Below are 3,154 nucleotides of genomic sequence, written 5' to 3'. Positions count from 1 at the left end.
AGCTTCGGCGCGTTCGAGCGCATCGGCGTGCTCGCGGCCGTGATGCTCGTCTTCACCCTGGTCTTCACCAACTTCTTCGACGCCATGGGCACCATGACCGGGCTCTCCAACGAGGCCGGCGTGGCCGACAAGAACGGTAACTTCCCGCGGCTCAAGTCCGCCCTCATCGTCGAGGGTGTCGGTGCCGTCGTCGGTGGCGCCGCATCCGCGTCGTCGAACACGGTCTTCGTGGAGTCCGGCGCCGGCATCGGCGAGGGCGCGCGCACCGGTTTCGCCAACGTGATCACCGGCCTGTTGTTCCTCGCGGCGATGTTCTTCACGCCGCTCACCCAGATCGTGCCGCTCGAGGTGGCCGCAGCGGCCCTCGTGATCGTGGGCGCCATGATGGTGTCCCAGATCCGGTTCATCGACTTCAGCGACTTCTCCATGGTGCTTCCGGTCTTCCTCACCATCATCGTGATGCCGCTGAGCTACTCGATCGCCAACGGCATCGGGGCCGGCTTCGTCAGCTGGGTCGTCGTGCGGTCCCTCTCGGGCAAGGCCCGCGAGATCAGCCCGCTGCTCTGGATCGTCGCGTTCGGCTTCCTGGTCTTCTTCGTGCGCGGCCCCATCGAGGTTCTGTTCGGCGTCTGACCGGCTGCGATTTCTCGCACCGGCACGGGCGCCGACGACGCTTCCCTGCGCTTCCCTGCGCTTCGCAGACGAAAGCTGCGGTTCCCTGGCCAGACGGGGCCCCCGCGATAGAGTGAATCGGTCATGAGCCACAAGCTCTTCACCGACGGCAATGGAGCCAGAGTGCACACCACCAGCAGCATGTCCGCAAACACCGAAACGACAACCACCGACGTGACCATAGACACCACCACCCCGGGCGGACTGAACCCCGACGTCAACGACGACGTCCCCGCCGCCACCCCAGGCTTCCGCATCGAGCGTGACTCGCTCGGCCGCGTCGAGGTTCCCGCCGAAGCGTACTGGGGTGTGCACACCAAGCGGGCACTGGAGAACTTCCCGATCGCCAAGCGGCCGATCTCGGTGTACCCCGACTTCGTCGTGGCCCTCGCCTCGGTCAAGCAGGCCTGCGCCCGCGCCAACGCCGAGGTGGGCGCCCTCTCCCAGGAGCGGGCCGACTGGATCGACGCCGCCTGCCAGGAAATCATCGAGGGAAAGCACCACGACCAGTTCGTCGTGGGCGTCATGCAGGGCGGCGCCGGCACCTCCACGAACATGAATGCGAACGAGGTCATCTGCAACCTCGCGCTCGAGAACGCCGGCTACGGCCGGGGCCGGTACGACATCCTGAGCCCGATCGACCACGTCAACCGCAGCCAGTCCACGAACGACACCTATCCCACCGCGATCAAGGTCGCCCTGGCCTTCTTCCTCAAGCACCTGCTGCGGGAGCTCAAGGCCCTGCAAGGCTCCTTTTCGGTCAAGGCGGATGAGTTCGCCCAGATCCTCAAGGTGGGCCGCACCCAGATGCAGGACGCGGTGCCGATGACCCTGGGCCAGGAATTCCACGGCTTCGCGACCACCCTCGGTGAGGACTACGACCGGCTGACCGAAACGATCTGGCTGCTCGCCGAGGTCAACCTCGGCGCCACCGCGATCGGCACCGGGATCACAGCCGACCCCGGGTATGCGGCGGCGGCCATCCGCCACCTCAACCTCATCACCGGGCTCAGCCTGGAGGCCGCGCCCGACCTGATCGAGTCCACCAGCGACGCCGGCAGTTTCATGTCGTTCAGCGGCAACCTCAAGCGCAGCGCCATCAAACTCTCCAAGATCTGCAACGACCTGCGCCTGCTCTCCTCCGGCCCGCAGGCCGGGTTCGGCGAGATCAATCTGCCGCCGCGCCAGGCGGGCTCCAGCATCATGCCCGGCAAGGTCAACCCGGTGATCCCCGAGGTCGTCAACCAGGTGGCGTTCGCCGTCGCCGGTGCGGATGTGACGGTGACGATGGCCGCAGAGGGCGGCCAGCTGCAGCTCAACGCGTTCGAACCCCTCATCGCGCACTACCTCTTCCAGAGCCTCACCTGGATGACCCAGGCGATGTGGACGTTGCGGGTGAACTGCATCGACGGCATCACCGCCAACGAGGAACGGCTCGCCGCGATGGTCGGCTCCAGTGTCGGTGTCATCACCGCGCTGATCCCGCACATCGGGTACGCGGCCGCGGCGGCGCTCGCGCAGACCGCGCTGCTGACCGGGCGCAACGTCGCCGACCTGGTGGTGGAGGCGCGGCTGATGACCCGGGACGACGTGATGCGGGAGCTCGAGCCCGCCCGGCTCTCCGGCATGCTGCCGGACACCGGAACCTCCTCTATCCCGATCATCGAATAACCCGCACGGCGGGGCCGCGCGCCGCGGGAAAGGCGGCGCTACTCTGGTGCCGTGTCCCTGCGTGTGCGGCAGAACGATGGTCGGCAGGAGACGGTCCAGCGCGACCGTCTCGCGGCCCTGGATGCGGCCCGGCCCGACCTGGACTGGACCATCCTGCCGCCGGGCACCGAGAGGTTCAGGTACCCGGCGCCGAGCGGCGCGCTGGCCGCGACCGCGCTCGGCCGGCCCGGCGCCCCGTGGGTACTGCTGGTGCCGGGAGCGACCGGATCGAAGGAGGACTTCGTGCTGCTGGCGCCGATCCTGTCCGACGCCGGGTACCGGGTGGAGAGCTTCGACCTGGCCGGCCAATACGAGTCGGCGGCGGCGGGACCGCAGGCCGGCGGCCGGTACGGTTACGAACTGTTCGTGGCCGACCTGATTGCGGTGCTGGAGGCGGAGGACACTCCGGTGCACGTGCTCGGCTACTCGTTCGCGGGGCTGGTCGCCGAGCTTGCGTTCACCGAGCGGCCGGAGCGGTTCGCCTCCCTGACGCTGCTGACCACGCCGCCGCAAGCCGGCCAGACCTTCCGGGGGGTGCCCCTATGTTCTTGTCAAGCGGCGAGCTGATGGTCGGCTTGATAGAGGGTGCCGTCGCGGAGCATGGCGTAGAGAACATCGCAGCGTCGTCGAGCGAGGGCGACGAGGGCTTGGTTGTGGCGTTTGCCTTGGGCGATTTTGCGGTCATAGTAAGCGCGTGAGAGCGGGTCACGGAGCGCGGCGAAGGCAGAGAGGAACAGGGCTCGTTTGAGGATCTTGTTCCCGCGTCGGGAGG

3 protein-coding genes and 1 pseudogene are annotated in these 3,154 nt (G+C 67.8%); 3 read left to right on the top strand and 1 reads right to left on the bottom strand.

Annotated features, from left to right (window positions below; genetic code table 11):
• From JWP54_RS01860 to JWP54_RS01850, 3 genes are all read left to right on the top strand, one after another.
• A partial coding sequence (locus JWP54_RS01860; RefSeq protein ID WP_297366494.1) for an NCS2 family permease occupies positions 1-633 on the top strand: 633 nt, incomplete at its 5' end.
• A gap of 123 nt (positions 634-756) precedes the next feature.
• Positions 757-2,343: an aspartate ammonia-lyase gene (locus JWP54_RS01855; protein ID WP_297366492.1), complete on the top strand. Its 1,587-nt coding sequence runs from the start codon at positions 757-759 to the stop codon at positions 2,341-2,343.
• Positions 2,344-2,394: 51 nt separating this feature from the next.
• Positions 2,395-2,949, top strand: a complete 555-nt coding sequence (locus tag JWP54_RS01850) for an alpha/beta fold hydrolase (RefSeq protein WP_297366490.1) — start codon at positions 2,395-2,397, stop codon at positions 2,947-2,949.
• Here JWP54_RS01850 and JWP54_RS01845 read toward each other — a convergent pair.
• Positions 2,934-3,154, bottom strand: a pseudogene (locus JWP54_RS01845) (IS110 family transposase); the annotation flags it as partial. The gene JWP54_RS01850 and the pseudogene JWP54_RS01845 sit on opposite strands and share 16 nt — an antisense overlap.

Origin of the sequence: Cryobacterium sp. (assembly GCF_025463825.1) — a bacterium.
In the GTDB taxonomy this organism is placed as follows: Bacteria; Actinomycetota; Actinomycetes; order Actinomycetales; family Microbacteriaceae; genus Cryobacterium.
This window is presented reverse-complemented; position numbering and strand designations above follow the sequence as displayed.

Coding starts and splice junctions, on each gene's coding strand:
- JWP54_RS01855 (WP_297366492.1), top strand. CDS start 757: ATGAGCCACAAGCTCTTCACCGACGGCAATGGAGCCAGAGTGCACACC.